Origin of the sequence: Phenylobacterium sp. (genome assembly GCF_041916435.1) — a bacterium.
Lineage (GTDB): Bacteria > Pseudomonadota > Alphaproteobacteria > Caulobacterales > Caulobacteraceae > Phenylobacterium.
This window is the reverse complement of sequence record NZ_JAYRZM010000007.1, coordinates 158,193-173,108: the sequence shown is the minus strand read 5'-3', so window position 1 is coordinate 173,108 and position 14,916 is coordinate 158,193. Positions and strand designations below refer to the sequence as shown.

Annotated in this window: 21 protein-coding genes and 1 tRNA gene; 2 read left to right on the top strand and 20 right to left on the bottom strand. The window is 67.1% G+C overall.

Annotated elements, in window-relative coordinates; all coding sequences use genetic code 11:
* Window positions 1-3: 3 nt before the first annotated feature.
* Both murA and ACE3TA_RS20150 read right to left on the bottom strand, forming a co-directional pair.
* Complete coding sequence (gene murA / locus ACE3TA_RS20155) at window positions 4-1,296, bottom strand: UDP-N-acetylglucosamine 1-carboxyvinyltransferase (protein WP_374576130.1); 1,293 nt, start codon at window positions 1,294-1,296, stop codon at window positions 4-6.
* Between the two features lie 113 nt (window positions 1,297-1,409).
* Complete coding sequence (locus tag ACE3TA_RS20150; protein ID WP_374576129.1) at window positions 1,410-1,559, bottom strand: hypothetical protein; 150 nt, start codon at window positions 1,557-1,559, stop codon at window positions 1,410-1,412.
* 104 nt (window positions 1,560-1,663) lie between these two features.
* On the opposite strand from ACE3TA_RS20150, the gene ACE3TA_RS20145 reads away from it, so the two are divergent.
* Both ACE3TA_RS20145 and ACE3TA_RS20140 read left to right on the top strand, forming a co-directional pair.
* Window positions 1,664-1,738: transfer RNA gene (locus ACE3TA_RS20145), tRNA-Thr, on the top strand.
* Between the two features lie 30 nt (window positions 1,739-1,768).
* Window positions 1,769-2,341, top strand: a complete 573-nt coding sequence (locus tag ACE3TA_RS20140) for a DUF2239 family protein (protein WP_374576128.1) — start codon at window positions 1,769-1,771, stop codon at window positions 2,339-2,341.
* A 7-nt stretch (window positions 2,342-2,348) separates the two neighbouring features.
* Here ACE3TA_RS20140 and ACE3TA_RS20135 read toward each other — a convergent pair whose 3' ends face one another.
* From ACE3TA_RS20135 to ACE3TA_RS20050, 18 genes are all read right to left on the bottom strand, one after another.
* Window positions 2,349-2,819 (bottom strand): hypothetical protein, encoded by a 471-nt coding sequence (locus ACE3TA_RS20135; protein ID WP_374576127.1) that lies wholly within the window; start codon window positions 2,817-2,819, stop codon window positions 2,349-2,351.
* 1 nt (window position 2,820) lies between these two features.
* Window positions 2,821-3,045: a hypothetical protein gene (locus ACE3TA_RS20130; RefSeq protein WP_374576126.1), complete on the bottom strand. Its 225-nt coding sequence runs from the start codon at window positions 3,043-3,045 to the stop codon at window positions 2,821-2,823.
* Between the two features lie 26 nt (window positions 3,046-3,071).
* Window positions 3,072-3,512, bottom strand: coding sequence for a D-Ala-D-Ala carboxypeptidase family metallohydrolase (locus ACE3TA_RS20125; RefSeq protein ID WP_374576125.1), 441 nt, complete (start codon window positions 3,510-3,512; stop codon window positions 3,072-3,074).
* Window positions 3,509-3,784, bottom strand: coding sequence for a hypothetical protein (locus ACE3TA_RS20120; protein WP_374576124.1), 276 nt, complete (start codon window positions 3,782-3,784; stop codon window positions 3,509-3,511). Before ACE3TA_RS20120 ends, ACE3TA_RS20125 begins: the two co-directional genes overlap by 4 nt.
* A 36-nt stretch (window positions 3,785-3,820) precedes the next feature.
* The gene (locus ACE3TA_RS20115) at window positions 3,821-4,720 is read right to left on the bottom strand and encodes a hypothetical protein (protein WP_374576123.1); all 900 of its coding nucleotides are present in this window, start codon (window positions 4,718-4,720) and stop codon (window positions 3,821-3,823) included.
* Window positions 4,717-5,079 carry a hypothetical protein gene (locus tag ACE3TA_RS20110; RefSeq protein ID WP_374576122.1) on the bottom strand — a complete coding sequence of 121 codons (363 nt, stop codon included), beginning with the start codon at window positions 5,077-5,079 and terminating at the stop codon, window positions 4,717-4,719. The genes ACE3TA_RS20115 and ACE3TA_RS20110 overlap by 4 nt, the downstream gene beginning before the upstream one ends.
* Window positions 5,076-7,106, bottom strand: a complete 2,031-nt coding sequence (locus tag ACE3TA_RS20105; RefSeq protein WP_374576121.1) for a hypothetical protein — start codon at window positions 7,104-7,106, stop codon at window positions 5,076-5,078. The genes ACE3TA_RS20110 and ACE3TA_RS20105 overlap by 4 nt, the downstream gene beginning before the upstream one ends.
* A 4-nt stretch (window positions 7,107-7,110) precedes the next feature.
* A complete protein-coding gene (locus ACE3TA_RS20100) occupies window positions 7,111-7,974 on the bottom strand; it encodes a hypothetical protein (RefSeq protein ID WP_374576120.1) in 864 nt (287 codons plus the stop codon).
* A 2-nt stretch (window positions 7,975-7,976) separates the two neighbouring features.
* Complete coding sequence (locus ACE3TA_RS20095) at window positions 7,977-8,381, bottom strand: hypothetical protein (protein ID WP_374576119.1); 405 nt, start codon at window positions 8,379-8,381, stop codon at window positions 7,977-7,979.
* 9 nt (window positions 8,382-8,390) lie between these two features.
* Window positions 8,391-9,008 (bottom strand): hypothetical protein, encoded by a 618-nt coding sequence (locus tag ACE3TA_RS20090; protein ID WP_374576118.1) that lies wholly within the window; start codon window positions 9,006-9,008, stop codon window positions 8,391-8,393.
* Window positions 9,001-9,231: a hypothetical protein gene (locus tag ACE3TA_RS20085; protein WP_374576117.1), complete on the bottom strand. Its 231-nt coding sequence runs from the start codon at window positions 9,229-9,231 to the stop codon at window positions 9,001-9,003. The genes ACE3TA_RS20090 and ACE3TA_RS20085 overlap by 8 nt, the downstream gene beginning before the upstream one ends.
* A 2-nt stretch (window positions 9,232-9,233) precedes the next feature.
* Window positions 9,234-10,205 (bottom strand): hypothetical protein, encoded by a 972-nt coding sequence (locus ACE3TA_RS20080; protein ID WP_374576116.1) that lies wholly within the window; start codon window positions 10,203-10,205, stop codon window positions 9,234-9,236.
* Window positions 10,206-10,221: 16 nt separating this feature from the next.
* A complete protein-coding gene (locus ACE3TA_RS20075; protein ID WP_374576115.1) occupies window positions 10,222-10,605 on the bottom strand; it encodes a hypothetical protein in 384 nt (127 codons plus the stop codon).
* A 1-nt stretch (window position 10,606) separates the two neighbouring features.
* Window positions 10,607-11,245 carry a hypothetical protein gene (locus ACE3TA_RS20070; protein ID WP_374576114.1) on the bottom strand — a complete coding sequence of 213 codons (639 nt, stop codon included), beginning with the start codon at window positions 11,243-11,245 and terminating at the stop codon, window positions 10,607-10,609.
* 72 nt (window positions 11,246-11,317) lie between these two features.
* Window positions 11,318-12,514 carry a P22 phage major capsid protein family protein gene (locus ACE3TA_RS20065; RefSeq protein ID WP_374576113.1) on the bottom strand — a complete coding sequence of 399 codons (1,197 nt, stop codon included), beginning with the start codon at window positions 12,512-12,514 and terminating at the stop codon, window positions 11,318-11,320.
* A 238-nt stretch (window positions 12,515-12,752) separates the two neighbouring features.
* Complete coding sequence (locus ACE3TA_RS20060; protein WP_374576112.1) at window positions 12,753-13,235, bottom strand: hypothetical protein; 483 nt, start codon at window positions 13,233-13,235, stop codon at window positions 12,753-12,755.
* A 64-nt stretch (window positions 13,236-13,299) separates the two neighbouring features.
* Window positions 13,300-14,040, bottom strand: coding sequence for a polymorphic toxin type 44 domain-containing protein (locus ACE3TA_RS20055; protein ID WP_374576111.1), 741 nt, complete (start codon window positions 14,038-14,040; stop codon window positions 13,300-13,302).
* Window positions 14,041-14,099: 59 nt separating this feature from the next.
* On the bottom strand, window positions 14,100-14,912 hold the full coding sequence (locus ACE3TA_RS20050; protein ID WP_374576110.1) for a hypothetical protein: 813 nt from the start codon (window positions 14,910-14,912) through the stop codon (window positions 14,100-14,102).
* Window positions 14,913-14,916: the final 4 nt, after the last annotated feature.

Genomic DNA, 14,916 nt, shown 5'->3' with positions numbered 1-14,916 from the left:
CGACTAGCTCTCCTCTTCGCCGCCGTCGCCCTTCAGCCGGCGCACGGAAGCTCCGCAAGCGCCCAGCTTTTCTTCCAGGCGCTCGAATCCCCGGTCCAGATGATAGACGCGGTTGACGATCGTATCGCCTCTTGCGGCGAGACCGGCGATCACAAGGCTGACGGATGCGCGCAGATCGGTCGCCATCACCGGAGCGCCTTCCAGGGCTTCGACCCCGCGCACCCTGGCCTCGCCGCCCTGAACCGAAATGTCGGCGCCAAGGCGAGCCAGCTCCGGCGCGTGCATGAAGCGGTTCTCGAAGATCGTCTCGCGGATCACGCTTTCGCCATCGGCCAGCGTCATCAGCGCCATGAACTGCGCCTGCAAGTCCGTGGCGAAACCCGGATAGGGATCGGTCTCGATTTCGACCGCCTTCAAGCGCCCGCCATTGCGGGTGATGGTGACCCCGTCGTCATGGCGGGTCACCTCGACGCCGGCTTCCTCCAGCTTGTCGAGCAAGGCGGAAATGAAGTCATGCCGGGTGCCGGTAAGGCGCACTTGTCCACCCGCAGTCGCGACCGCGAGCGCGTAGGTCCCGGTCTCGATCCGGTCGGGGATCACGGCGTGCGTCGCGCCGTTCAGCTTGGAGACGCCCTCGATTCGGATTTCGGAGGTTCCGGCCCCGGAGATTCGCGCGCCCATCTTGGTCAGGCATTCAGCCAGGTCCGCGATCTCAGGTTCGCGCGCGGCGTTGCGCAGGATGGTCTGGCCCGACGCCAGCACCGCGGCCAGCAGCGCATGCTCGGTCGCGCCGACGGAGATGAATGGAAACTCGATCTCGGCCCCGACCAGGCCGCGCGGCGCCTGGGCGTAGACGTAGCCCTCGTGAAGATCGATCCGCGCCCCCAGGGCCTCGAGCGCCTTCAGGTGCAGGTCGACCGGCCTCGCGCCGATCGTGCACCCCCCGGGGAGCGAAACCTTCGCCTGCCCCGTTCGCGCGACCAGAGGACCGAGCACATTGAACGAAGCCCGCATTTGCCGGACCAGGTCGTATGGCGCGATGGCGCTGACGATCTCTGGCGTATGCAGCGTGGTTTCGGGCCCCAGCACGCCATCAGCCTCGACGACCTCCGCGCCCAGCCGCTGCAACAGCTTCCCGAGAAAACGCGTGTCCGCCAGCCGCGGCATGTTGGTGAGGCGCAGGGGCTCGTCAGTCAGCAAGCTTGCGGCCATCAGCTTGATCGCTGAATTCTTGGCGCCGCTGATGGGGATCTCCCCCTCAAGCCGCGCGCCGCCGGTAATGGCGATTCGGTCCAACCACGCCCCTCGTAAGAAAACGCACCGCCCTGCGAGCGGGCGGCCGACATATGCGGAAGGCGCTATCTAGCGTGCGGCGGGCGCGCCGCAAAGCTGGCGGCGCATCGACGGCCTCAATCCGGGTCGGATTGGCCCGCCTTCCCTGCTTCGGCGCCTTTCGGCGCCTTACGCCGGCGCAGGTTGGCGCGCAGCGCCTGGGCGAGCTTCGCCTCACGGTCGGCCGCTTCGGCGGGCTTCGTCCTGTCCTTGGTCGGCGGCTTCATGATCTGGGCGTGCGACGGTCTTGCTCAGCCGTCAAGATCGCCTTGAACCGTTTTTGGGCTTCACGGCCGCGTCAGCTTTGGCTATAGCCCCCGCCTCGCCTTTCGCCGCCGTAGCTCAGTGGTAGAGCGCATCCTTGGTAAGGCTGAGGTCGGCAGTTCAATCCTGCCCGGCGGCACCACTTCCTCTCGTCCGATTCAAGAACGAGGCGATGTTCCAGAACGCGTCGACCTACACGGCGTTCGCTGGCGACCAGCTCCTGGCCGCCGGCGATCGAACGACGGTGGCGCGAGCCCTGAAGGCCGCGGCTGATGCGGGCGCATCCCACCTCGTCGCGTTCGAGGACGCCACCGGCCGCCAAGTCGATTTCGGACCGGACGATACAGCACACGATCACGCGGCGGACACGCCGGCGCCTCTCCGTGTCGGCCGCGGTCGGCCAAAGCTTGGCGTCGTCGCGCGGGAAGTCACACTGCTCCCCCGCCATTGGGATTGGCTGGCGACCCAGCCGGGCGGCGCTTCGGCCGCATTGCGCCGTCTGATCGATCAGGCGCGCAAGGACACGCCGGCCGCCGATGAGATCCGCCGCGCCAAGGACGCCGCCTACCGCGTGATGTCGGTCCTGGGCGGAGATGCACCGGGCTTTGAAGACGCCTCGCGCGCCCTCTTCGCCGGCGACTTCAAGCGCGCGGCCGAGCTTGCATCGCAATGGGCGCCCGACGTCGCGGCCTACGTCTCAGCGAAGATCGAGCGCGCGGCGGCGCTGAACGCTTCTGAGACATGAAGCCAGGCTAGTTCGCGCCGGCCTGCGCCCTCACCCAGTCCTGCAGCGCCGACAACTGGACCCTCACGGCGTTGCAGGCCTCGTAATTTCCGACGACGGCGGCGGCGACCGTATCAAGCCCAACGCCGGAGGCCGCCGCATCAGGGAGGCCGGCGGCGTCGGGAACGGCGGGCACGCCTTGGGCCGCGGCGTCGTGCAGGCGCACAAAGCCAGCAGGCACGTCGCAGCGAGCGACCGCTTCAGGCGGGACATGCTTGGGAATCTCCCGATGGAGGTCACGATAAACGACCTGCGCCGCCTCGGCCGCCGCCGCGTAGCGGTCGTCCGTCGCGGCCGTGATCGCCGCTTGTCGCGTGACGACGCGCACGACCTGGGCCTCGGCGCGGGCTTCGCCCAACAGGGCCCAAGTCGCGCGCAGTTGCCAGCCGATGCTGAGGCCGACGAACAGCACGCCGCCAGTCAGCAGCGTACGCAGCACTTCAGCGCAGAGCCGTCGTGGCCGTGCCGCGGCCCCAGATCGCCAGGAGGCCGGCGATGGAGCCGCCGATGCCGACGATGGCCTGAACGATGGCGTTCTGTGCGTCGGCGTCTTTCACGCCGAAGAGCGCCAGGAGCATGGGCCCGTAGGTGGGCGCCGCCGAAACGATGAGGGCGAGCAAGCCGCCCCACACGCCCTTAGATGCCAGGGCGGGCTTGGTTTCCATGGTGATGTCCTCAGGTTGAAAAAGGGTCAGCCCGGCCGCAACCCGGACCGGTATCCGCCGTCGCGCGCCTTGGTGAGCACCTGCCGGCGCAGGCGTGGGTCGAAGGAGAGGTGAACCCACGTCCCCTCCTCGATCAGTTGATCGAACTCGATTTGCGAGGCCGCGATCGCCTTGCAGACCTCCAACGGGTCGCCGAAACTGAAGCAGTTGAAATCCACCGCGCGCCCTGAAAGATGCGCGCTGCGCCGCACGCCGCCGATCTCGCGGTTGAGCTCCGGCGACCGATAGCCCGACGAGACGCTGATTGCGCGATCGCCCAGGACGGCGCGCACGGCTTCCATCCTCTCCGCCGTGTCACCGAGGGCCTCGATAACTGAAGGCGCCGGCGTATTGTCGATGCCCTTGCGCGTGGCGGTCTGCGATTGGGTCAGTTCCTCCAATGTGAAGTGCGGCGACAGTCGGATCATCGCCGCATCTCCTGCTCGGACAATCGGCTCTCGATGCGGTTCACCGACGTGACCAGCGACAGCGTGCGTTCGTCCATCCGCGCCACGGTCTCGGAGACCTCGGCCATTTGGTTCGTGCGCTGTTCCAGCATCTGCACGCGCTGGTCCATCTTCGCGCCCCAGATCACCAGGCTCGCCGTTTGAACCAGCAGGCCGATCGCCAGGGTGATCAGGCCCCAAAGAGGGATCTTGAGATCGATCCAGGACGCGGGGCGATTTGATGGGTCACTCATCGTCGCCCGCCCTGCGGCGTGCCTGATGGGTCGAACTCACGCATGGAGCGCCCCATTTTCGTAGGTGCCGCTTGCAGACACCCCCCAATTGAAGTTCGACACCTTGCCCTTCTGATCGGTCTGGCTACCGGTGAAGAGCTGCAGCGGCAGGCCGCTGTAGATCTGCGACAGCGACCCCAGGGTGGAAATAGGCGCCTGCGCCTGCGTGTTCTGGACGCCGTACAGCGCATTGCCGACGTCAAGCTGCGTGGCGATGTCGGCGCGATCGCTGGCGCTCTTCTGGAAGCCCATGTCCGCCAGAAGTTGCGCCAGCTGGAGCCCCTGATTCTGTTTGGCCATATGAAGTTGTGCGTTGGCGGCCGAAGCGTCCTGCCTGCGCGCGGCGTCCTGGCTCGACAGGTTCGCCGCCGTGTTGAAGGCTTGATCGTAGAGGTTGGCCGACGTGGATGCCCGGCCTCTCGCCAGAGCATCCTCGGTCTGCGCCTGAGCGATGCCCGCGCGCGACCCTCCGAACGCGCTCGAGCGCGCGAGGTCGGCGGCCAGTCCCGCCCGCGCCTGGCCCGCACCGTAGTCGTAGTCAGCCAACGCGGCGTCGACGACATTCTTAGTATAGGGGTTCTGATAGGCGTCCAGATTGTCCAGAAGGCTCTGGGCGCGGACCTGCGGCGCCTTGTAGTTGCCCACGAGATTGACGATCGAAAACGCCTGATCGAGGTAGGGATTGGAGCCTCCCAGTTGTCCGGCGCGATCGGCGGCCGTCTGTTGGTAGGGGTTCCAATCGGCGACGAATGTATTCGGATCGGCGGTCGCCAGGCCCGTGGCCTTCGACGCGAGGCCCTGCGTACCCGTGCTGATCCAGTCCGGGACGATCGGCGTCGTCTTGCTTGTCGCCGACGACTTCTCCTTGCTGCCGCCGAACTTGAGTGAAAGGCTCATGACAACTCCTTCGCGCACACCGTCGCGACTTCCTGGTAGCCAAGGGCTCGCGCCCATCCTTTGCGGCCAATGATCGTCGCGCGCGTGCAGCCCTGCGCCCTGCCCCAGGCCTCAGCCATGGGCCGCAGGTGATCGCGCAGTTCGGCTAGGTCGCCGCCCGCCAGCCAGAAGTGCAGCGCTCGCACACGCGGATATTCGTGGATCTCGGTGACCATCGCCGCCTGGCGACCCGCCCAGAAACGGGCGTCGCCAAGCCGAACGATCTCAAGGACGTCCTCCAACGCGTATGCGCCACGGGCATGCTCCAGCGCCGCTGCGATCCAGTGCGAGCAACGCGCCCACTCGTTTTCGAAACTCACCGTCGGCCGGCCGGGCGCGCGTCCAGCATGATCCGTCCCAGCCGGAAGTAGGCGGGCGACGAATTGACCTCGAATCTCAACCGATGAAGCCGGCCGGTCGCGCGCAGGTCGACCTTGCGTTCGCCCGGCGCAATCACGCCGCTGGCTTCGGCGAAGACGGCGCCTTGGGGGTCGAAGCGGTAGGTGTCGGTGATCGTCAGCCCGCCGACTTGGCCCGACGCATCCGGCCAGACTTGAGCCAACATCGCGACCTCCTCTTCTGACAGATAGAGATCGCCGGTGGCGATGTAGGCGCTCATCGCCGCCCCGTCCGCCGATTGGCCGCGCTCATGCCAATAGACCTGGCCGTCGAAGGCCGTGCCGAGGGGATACAAGGAAGGTCCCGCATCCACCATCGCGGTCCGCGCCATGCGCCCCCTGGACCATACGCCGGCGTCAGCACCAGACACCTGCAGCACGACATATCGAGAATTCTCAAGTCCGTCGCGCGCGTCAGGATAGTCCCAGCGCACTTCGCCGAACTCGGTGACAGACGAGGCGACGACTTTGTCCGCCTGAGAGGCCGCCAGATTGCCGGCGAACTCGTCCCGAATGGGGCAGTCCAGAGGCGTCGGAGCCCCGCCGAGCTGACAGCTCCAGAACTGCCGGTCGGGGCTGATCCAAAACGCGGTCTGGCCAAAGACGACGGCTGCGTTTGGGCCGATCAGGCCGCAATTTCGGCCGATCTGATCGAAGCGCCAGCCCTGCGACGTCGAGCCGACGAAGGCCCCAAGAAAGAGCCCGTGGTTTGTCCAGGCCAACACGTATTCCCCAACAACCCGGCCGGCGACCAATCGCCCGCCTCCCGACAGAATGATCTCTTCGGCAAGGTTGTCCGCTCGGGTGGCCCAGTCGGTGTTGTCGCCGATGTTGCTCACCCGGATGCAGACGGGATTGAAGACGTTGGACAGTTCTTCGTTGGCGCCCAGCGCCATCACCTGACGGGTCGGCGTCACAAGGGCGTAGGTGACCTTTGACGGAGCATCTTTCAGCGGCGCCGCGACGATCCCCGTGTCGGTCGCCGCCCACTCGTAAATCGTTCCGCCGCGGGGATTGGCGATGAGATTCTGCCCCCACGCCGAAAGGCTCCAAGTGCGCGGGAAATAGTCCGCGGTGGAAGGTTGGCCGTAGCCGCCAACCCCGTAGGCGCCTGTGCCGTAACCCGCCGAACCCGTGCCATCGGTCTGCCCCTCTTGGAAGGCGGCTTGCGGCGCGACGACGACCGAACCGCCTCCCGTGTCAGGCACCGTGACGACGATCGCCGAACCCCCGCCAGTCGCAGTGGAGCTCGCCGGCGACGTGAAGTCGAACGTATATTTGTCGGCGTCGATCACAGTGACTGCGAACACGCCGTTTGGCGTCATCCCCCCGACTGCACCAGCGCCCGAAATGGTGATCTTCGTTCCGTCGGCGATGCTGTGGCCGGGGTCAGCCACCGTGACCGTCGTCGATCCGTTGGTCACTGAAAGCGGGTTGGCGCCCAGGGTCTTGGCGAGATCCGCCGACGACGAATAGGCGTAGCTGTAGCTGTCGGCGTCGATGATCGCGATGGTGAATGCGCCGTTCGGCGTGACACGGCCGACAGGCAGGGCGCTTGAGACTATGATCTCGCTCCCGTCGGAAAGCCCGTGCGACGGGTGCCGCACAGTGACCGTGGACGAGCCGTCTGCAACCTGCAATGCGTCAGCCAACGTCGTCGCAGGAAGCTGCAGGACCGGTGTGACGTCATACAGTCCGCCGCCCTGGAAGAGCTCCAGCGTAACGTGCGTGCCGAAAGCTAGATTCAGCACGCCGAAATTGTCGGTCCAGGACAACGCCGAGCGACACACGCCGCCCAGCTTATCCTTGACCACCGTCTCCCACCCGCCGCGCACCTGCGGCCTGCCGAGCCGGAAGCGAACGTTGTCGCCGTCCACCCAACGTCCGGAAGACGCAAATGTCGTATCGTCCGCCTGAAGACCTGGCGGAATATCAAGGCCCAATCGCATGGATCTAGCCTCCTGCGCGAAGGGGTTTGGCGGTCTTGTAAGGATGATCCGCCGGCAATTTCGCGGTGAGGCCCCACTTCCAGGCGAGGTAGCCCTCAAGACGCGTTCGGTCATCGTCGGAAAGGACGTCGGGAAAAAGGAGGCACTCGGAAATCGCGCCGTACCAGCCCCGCGCGCCGTAGTCCCGGTCGTCGCCCAGACTGACCGCGTATGCGCCGGACCCGTCAGCGTTCTCGGCCACCAACAGGTCGCCGCTCATAGGCAAGGCCGCGCTGCCGTTCACGTCCTGATAGCCGCTTCCATTACGTGAAACAGAGTTTAGGAAGCCACCGGCCGTCCACCAGTTTCCGTCGGTGTTGTTGATGCCCATTAGCCCAAGGCTGCCAGCATCACCTGTTCCAAAGTTAACAAGAGTCTGTGCATAGACCGTCCAAGACGTCTGCGTTCCGGTTCCGAACTTCGCCACGACCGCCAGCGCCCGAATGTCTTGCGCGGCGCTGCCCACGAGCCATTGGCTGCCGCCCGCGAAAACGGCGGCCGGCCGGCCGTCGAAACCCGTCGACGAATAGGTCGGCAACGCGCCCTGACCCTTCCGCAGATAGAAGTTGAAGTCCGCGCGCGAACGCCACTGCGCAAGATTTCCAGAGTCGTCCAGGATGACGCCCGGCGCCCAGGTCGCGTCATACCATTGGCGCAGCTGGGCTACGGAGAACACCTCAGGCGTCCACAACAGGTCATCCGCGCCCGTGATCGACCTGGCGATCGCGCTGCGCTTGCGCGCCTTCAACCCGCTCGGCCGCGCCCTCGCCTGAAAGCGCTCGGCTACGCTGCCGTCCGCAATCGGGTTAGCGCCGATCACGCGCCCCATTCTTAGAGCTCCTCGTACTGCGCGTCGAACACCACGCCGCCGGCGAGGGCTACGCCGATCGCCACATAGAGCGCGTCTCCAGGCGCCAGGCGCAGCGGCGCCGTCTCGTTGAAGCCGAAATCGGTCGGCGCCTGAGCCGACGTGGCGGCCATCGTGTAGGCGCTCATCACCGTCGAGGCGATCAGGTTGTAGTTCGCCCCATCATAGCGATAGAGCTGGCATTTGGTCGCCGTGACTGTGGCTCTAGCCACCGCCTTGAGGCCATACAGCACCCCCCCGTTCGCGCCCGCCGTGAGCAGCAAGACTGCGGCGGCGGCGTCGTCATAGGTGGTTTTCGCCGCCGTGCAGACCGCATTGGCGGTCTTGATGCTCTGGGGCGTAATGACGGAGTTCGGCGTGACAGCCATGAATGTCTCCTAGAGAGCGATGGCCATGGCGATGGCGAAGCCTTGCGCGCTCGCAAGCGTCGCCGCATGGCGGTTGGTCTGATCCGAGGCGTAGTCGCTGATCGCAGAGACGCCGGGGTAAACCCACAGGGCGATCGAACCGTTGTTCGTCAGCCATTTGCCGGCGTTGGACGTCAATGACGGCAACGAGGCTCCGCCGCCGACGACCACGCTGTCGATGTAGGCCTTGAGCGAGACGCCGGCGATCCCTGGCGACTTGACGTTGGAGCCGTCGCACATGACGTCCACGATGTCGTCGGCGTCGATGATGGCCGTCGTCCCAGCGCCTGTGGTGATCGTCAGCGTGTCGCTGCAGGCGTTCCAGATCCGGTAGGCCTTTTGAACGCTCGGCAAGGTCACGAGAAACGGCCCGCCGCCCGTAAACTTGAGCATGGCGTAGCGCGCCTGGTCCTCCGCGTAGTTGGCCGAGGTCAGCGTGACGTCGCCCGTGAGCGCGATGGTCGCCAGGCCGCAGATCGCCTGGTCGATGAGGTCGAAATTGGCGTTGAGGCGCTCGCCCCACACGTTGATGTTCTCGCCTGTGAACTGCTTTTCGAAGCGCAGGCGGGCCGTGGCCGAGCTAGGCAATGGCGGCTCCCGTGTCTTGTCGAATCCAGGATGAGCCGTCCGAGACGGCCAGGATGTTGAGGTCGCTGAGGCGCACCAGACAGCCCGGATACGAGGCCGCCGCCGGCAGGCCGTCCGTAGCGCTGGAGAAGATCGGCGTCGGCGCGCCCGGCGCCCGCGGCCGATCGAACTCGCGCTCGAGTTCCAGTTTCAGCCCCTCAAGGGTGCTCGCGATGAAGCGCATGCTCAGCTCCAGATTAGGTCCGATGGGGCTTGCCGCGACCACGCGGCGGCGCGGGCGCCCCAACTCGCCCATGCCCCAGAGGTCGGCGTCGCGCCCTGCCAGAGGCTCCCCCCGGCCAGGGTCAACCTCGCCACGCCGAAGCCCGCTGCAGGCCCGGCCAAGAGCGCGCTCCTGAGCATCACCGCGAGCATCGCCGCGCCGCCGGACGAGACGCCCGCGATCACGCCAGGCCCTGCGCCCGCCGTTCCGCTCGCAGAGCCCGCGCCGGCGGCTGCACCAGCCACAGGTCGTGAGGCGGCCAGCACGGCCGTCGCGCCGCCAGCGCCGTCGCCGAGGCCGGCGCAGGGCCGCAGCGCGCCGAGGGCGGCGGACGGACCCGCGACGCCCGCCGCAAGACCGGACAAGGCGAAGCTCGCGCCGCCGTCGAGGGAAGAAAAGCCGCTCGGCGCCGAATAGGTCCAGTCGGCCGAGGCGAAACGCGCGGTGCACGTGGTGTTGGCTGAAGAGCCTGTGGTGACCACGGGAGCGCTGGGCGAGCCGGCGATCGTCGCGGCGGAAACGTCGAAGCCGCCGGTTCCAGCAGCGGGGTCGGCTCCGGCGCTCCCGTTCCAGGTCCCGGTCCCGACCTTGACCCAGAACAGCAGGTTGTCCCAATCCACCGCCAGACGGACGATGACGCCATTGGCGAGAGACGAGCCATAGCTGACCGTCGACCCGTACAGACCCGCCAGATAGATCGTCCCGTCGGCGTAGATCCAAGAGCCGTAGTTGTTGAAGTCGGTCGAGCCCAGAGGCATGAGCCCCACGGCCGCCTCGGAGGCGCCGGCGCTGACCAGCACCTCCCAATAGGTCTTTCCCGACAGCGCCGTGGTGGCGCGTGCGTAGTCGAGGAAGGCGTCCAGAACGGCGGTCAGATCGCCGTTCGACAGATGCGCGCCCGACGACTTGTCCGATGGATTCCAGGTCGTAGCCACGTTTCAGGCCCGGCGATCAGTCTTCGCTGCAGGCGATCGCCGCCGCCGCCACCGTTCCGCTTTCACCGTCGTTGATGGTCCGCGAGGTGGTCAGCGCGCCGACGTAGAGGCAGTTCCCGGACGTGGACGCATCCCAGATGGAGAAGTGGCTCACCGTTCCCCAATCGCCGCCCGAGGCGGTGAAGGTGTGGGTGGAGGTGTTCGACGCCGAGCCCGACGAGGCCGCGCCGAAAGTGATCGCCTGGCGAGCGTAGCCGTTCCCCGACAGCTCCCCGGTCGCGCCGGCATCGGTCGGATCGGCGGTGTGCAGCGCCAGGTAGCGCGCGCTGGGTCGCGTCGGCGTCGCTCCGCCCAGCAGCCAGTCGACCACAGCGGTCTCGGCGTAGTTGGCCTTGCTCACATCAGAACTCCGTCGTCGAGGATGAAACGGTTCGCAGCGTCTGCAGGCCCGGCTCCACCTGCAGCGGACCGGCTTCAGTCGTCTGGCCGGCGCGCAGGCCGGCGAGCGCGGCGTCATAGCCCGCGCTCCAGATCGCGATGGCGTCGGTGTCGCGCAGGTAGGGCGCGGCCTGCAGCAGCGCGCCGAAGAGGTAGGCGTCGGGCGCTTCGGCCAGCACCCAGTTGGTCGTCGTCGAGGCCGAGAGGGCCGGGATCTTGGCGTAGTAGGTCAGGGTCACGCCATAGGCCGCGTCGGGCGGCGGATGCAGGTGGAAGGCCTCGCCCACCACCGCATAGCGCCGGGGTCTCGCCGTTGCGCTCGCAGCGGCCTTCAGCGCCGCAAGCACCTGCGGCGGCGCGGGCGTCAGCACCTGGCCGTCGTCCAAGGTCAGGGCGATCACCTCCAGGAAATCACTCGGAACCGTGGTGAATTCCGCGTCCAGGCTCGCGGTCGATCTGGCGATCATCCGGCGCAGCCTGAGCGAGCGGTTCATCTGCGCCTCGGCCAGGGCGATGAAGTCCGGGATGCGCGCCGTCAGGTCGGCGCGGTCCAGCCAGTCGGCCACGGCCGACTTCAGGTCGGTGTAGGTGGAAAGCGTCATGGCCCCGCCGATGAATGGGAAAAGGTCGAGGGGCGGGACTGGTCCCCGCCCCTCCTGGTCAGCGCCGCGGCGCTAGTTGTTCGCCAGGCGGCAGGCCAGTTGCGGCCGCAGCGTCTGGTAGCCGTAGAGCACGTCCAGCCGGCACGGGAACTTGTCGTTGTTGATGTCGTACTGGCGCACGATCCGCATCGACACCCCGTCGAACACCTCGCGGGCGGCGAAATCCACGCCCCGCGGCATCACCATGTCGGCCGAGGCGAAGGCGAACGCGCCCTTGTGGTAGGCCATGGAGATCCCGTGCGGGGTCGAGGCCGTGCCGGCCACGGTGATCGCGGCATTGTCCGCCGGCGAGCCGGAGACGTTCTGCGTCGCGCCGGTGGTCACGATCGCCGGGCTGATCGCCACGGTCAGGTTGCCCGAGCCGTCCGCCACGCCGTCCGCCGTCGCCACGAACTGCTGCAGGATGCCCGTCGACTGCTTGGTCTCCGGATGCACGCGATAGACGCCGGCGATGGTGAAGACGTCGCCCGCCGTCAGCGCCGCGGTGGAGGCCGTCCAGCCGTCGGTGATCAGCGAGGCGCCGCTCTGGCTCGCCCCCTTCACCAGCGGCGTGCCCGCCTTGGTCCCCACGGTGTGCGAGGGCCACAGCGTGTTCTCCATGAAGTCGAACCCAGCCGTGCGGCCCATGTAGCCTTCGCGGTACTGCTTGGAGATGTTGGTCCGGTCGTTGAACAGGCCCTTCAGCGCGTCGACCAGGTCGACGTTGTCCTGGGTGTTCAGGTTGCAGGTCCGGCCGGCCAGCGGCGCCAGGTTGTCCACCAGGATCTTTCGGCCCTGCAGGATCTTGGCGAAGGTCGCCGTGGCACCGTGGTTGTTCACCTGGTTGTAGACGTCCTTGTACATCGACATGGCGTCCGCCTCGATGTTGGCGGCCAGCACCGACATCGCCGGCTCCAGGATGCGCTCGGAAAAATCGTCCAGCGACAGGGTCAGGTCCACCGAGGTGAAGTTCAGGTCGACCCCCTTCTGGGTCTGCACCTTCAGGTCCACGCTGGTCTCGGTGGAGTCCTGGGCGTCCAGAGTCGAGCCGGTCCGCACCGTGTACTGGTTGGGCAGGCGCACCTTCAGGGTGTCGCCGACCTTGGCGCCTTGCCGGGCGAAGCTGTCGTCGTATTCCCGGGTGATGGAGCCCACGAAGTTCAGCTTCTGGTGCAGCACCCGAAGCGCCTCACGGGTCACCGCCGTGGGCGTGAGAATCGTATTGGCCATAGGGCTTTGGAGGTCCTTCTTCAGGCCCTTGCGGAGCCGCGCTCGCGCACGGGCCGGATGGGTTGCGGATCACGCGGACGCAAGGTCCTGACCGCCCGGCCAGCTCGCGCGCGCAGGGTTGGTCGCGCCGCTTGCCAGCTGGCGCCTTGGGCGACTTCCTCAGGCGGATTGGTCGCCGATCGTTCAGAGTTGGCCGCGCCAAGCGGCGTCAGCCGACGCGCCCGGCCTTGCGGCGCATCTAGTGGAGGTCGACGCCTTGCTTGGCTTCCTGCCTGCGGAGCCAGGCCTCCTCGGCCGAGTCTTTTGGGGCCTCGGCCGCGTGGATCGTGCGATAGCGTACTGACACGCCCAACCCTTCCGGTTCTTCCCGGAACGGCTTGGCGCGGTCGTCGATCATGATGAGGAGCCCGTCGTGATCCCACGACGCCTTGGCTTCATTCCAGTCGAAACCGGCCACGGTCACCGCGCCTTTCTCGTCGAAAGCGTGGCCCGCCTGCGTGAGCACGATCTTGATGCTGTAAGCTGTCGTCGCGCCACAGTTCACACGCACGACATGGGCATCGACGCGGCCGTCAGGCGATGTCACGCGTTCCAGCACATCGTAGCCGCATTCCCCGGTGAGCCCGCCCGGCAGGAAGAAAGCGCCGTACGTGGACCAGAAGCCCCAGGCTGCGAAGGCGAGAACGACGCCCCCCAGCAATCCGGCCGCCCACTTCCACATCAGCTTGCCCTTGACGGTGGTTAGGTGCGCTCAAGCTAGCCCGAACAAAATGGGAACGCAACCGTCAGTGGCTGCCTGCGTATCGAATGCCCTGCTCGATCCAGTACTGGTCGACCGGATCGTCTCCAAGGGATTTAGTTCCTGTAAAGGGCAGGAATCGAATGCCGGGCGAGCCGAATTCCGAGTTGGATGTGTGATCCCGCGTCTGGGCCCGGCCCGCCTCTTGGAAGAGGTTCCCGCTCGGAATGCCGACGGGCCCAACGACCTTGCCGGTGGCCCCGTAGTGGAAGTTGCCGAAGGCTTCGTACTCGCCATTGTTTCCCCGCTGTTTGTAGTCCCAGGGCCCGCGGTTGGGGACCATCTGGCGGAACCAGAACGGATCATGGCTGCGCGCCTCAGCCATGTTGCTGTCGACGTCCGCGACCGCCGGCCCATTGGGCGCCAGGATCGGCCCCACCGCCGCCGCAGAACGACCATTCCCAAAACCCTCGTGCAGGGTGACCTGAGGGACATTGTCCTTGTCCATCCGGATCGTGGCTCGATCCGTGACGATGACGTCACCGGGCTTCGAGCGCGACAGGTCGATCACCGGCGACGCCTTCGGGTCGGTGTTCCGCAGATCCAGCGTCTTAGGACGATGTCCGTCATGGCCGTACTCTGAAGCGTAGAGTCCGCCCGCCGCGTCGTCGTTAGGTTGGCGCGTATCGGAACGGCTGGGAAGCCTTCCACTCGCGCCTCCGCTGCGATCCGCCGGAGCGCTCTGATCGGGAAGCGCGTAGGGAACACCCCGCCAGCCGGCTTCCATTGGCTCCTGGTCCCGCCGCTTAGGAGCCGTCATCAACCGAAGGCGCCAATTCTCCGCCATCAGCGCCCCCGCACGGCCTGGGCGTTGCGCCGCTTCATCCATTCGGCGGTGCCGAGCTCGTCGCGCACGCCGCCGCCGCCGGCCGCCGATCCAGTGACCTGCACGGCCGGGCGCACGGCCTGGGCCTGCTCCACAGTCCGCGCCATCTGTTGCTGGCGGGCCAGCTCGTCGCCCTGCTGGGCGCGGTGCAGGATCTGCCAGAGCCGAGGGTCGGCCGCCTCGCGCAGCTCATCCAGGGTCACGCCGAAGGCCTGGGCGTAGTCCACCAGCTTCATCGCCACCTCGGGCGACCAGCCCTCGATCTGTTGCGACAGCACCTGGCCGGTCTCGGCCAGGCGCTCGGACAAAGCCCGCTCGGCCTGCAGCCGCTGGCGCTCGCCGCGGTGCGCGATCATCCAGGCCAGCCGCTCGCGTCCTTCCAGGAAGGCCTGGTACTGCGCCCATAGCGCCTGGGCCCCTTGCGGGTCCTGCGAGGCGTAGAGCTCCCAGTCGACACCCTGGAACTCGGCCAGGGTCTCGTCCAGGCTGGCCATCCGCGCCTGGTCCATCATCTGCGCCTGGGCGCCTTCAGCCTGTTCGTGGAAGGCGCGCCGGTGAGCCTCCAGCGCGCGCCGCTGCTCGGCCAGCTCCTGGGTCTTGCGGGTGTAGTCGGCGTGGCGCATGAGCGCGCCCTTCAGCGCCGCCGGCGCCTGGTAGATCCGCCCGTCGTGCTCGATCTCCACCAGCTCGTCGCCGCCCGCGCCCAGGCCGGCGTCGTCATCAACGCGCGCGCCATCGCCCGCGTCCATCAAGACCGCGTCTTCCGTTTCCATGTTT